Annotated in this window: 1 protein-coding gene and 1 pseudogene; one reads left to right on the plus strand and one right to left on the minus strand. The window is 65.9% G+C overall.

Features of this window, described 5'->3' with window-relative positions; all coding sequences use genetic code 11:
• Window positions 1-185 (plus strand): annotated as a pseudogene (locus AACY19_RS27085) (glycine cleavage system protein H); the annotation flags it as partial.
• Window positions 186-315: 130 nt separating this feature from the next.
• On the opposite strand, the gene AACY19_RS27090 reads toward AACY19_RS27085, so the two are convergent.
• The coding region (locus tag AACY19_RS27090; RefSeq protein ID WP_339454566.1) for a fumarylacetoacetate hydrolase family protein at window positions 316-492 on the minus strand (177 nt) is incomplete at its 5' end.

Raw genomic sequence — 492 nt, forward strand, 5'->3', positions numbered from 1 at the left:
CCTCCGACGTCTACGCGCCGATCTCGGGCGAGGTGATCGAGGCGAACGAGGCGCTCGCCGCCGAGCCGGCGCTGGTGAATTCGGACGCCGAGAGCAAGGCCTGGTTCTTCAAGATCAGGATTGCCGACAGAAGCGAACTCGGCGGCCTGATGGATGCGGCCGCCTACAAGGCCCATACGGCGTGAGATGAAGCGAAATCCGTCCACATCGTCATGGCCGGGCTTGTCCCGGCCATCCACGACCTTTCCGGCAGCACGAAGAACGTGGATGCCCGGGACAAGCCCGGGCATGACGACGGGTGTGCTGGTCGCGGATTTACGCCGCGACGATCTCCTGGCGCTGCTCGCCGAGGCCTTCGATGCCGAGCGTCACGACGTCGCCGACATTGAGGAAGGTCGGCGGCTTCATGCCGAGGCCGACGCCGGGCGGGGTGCCGGTCGTGATGATGTCGCCGGGCTCGAGCGTCATGAACTGCGAGACGTAGGAGATGCA

It is taken from the genome of Pseudomonas sp. EA_5y_Pfl2_R50 (assembly GCF_963970475.1).
Classification (GTDB): Bacteria; Pseudomonadota; Gammaproteobacteria; order Pseudomonadales; family Pseudomonadaceae; genus Aquipseudomonas.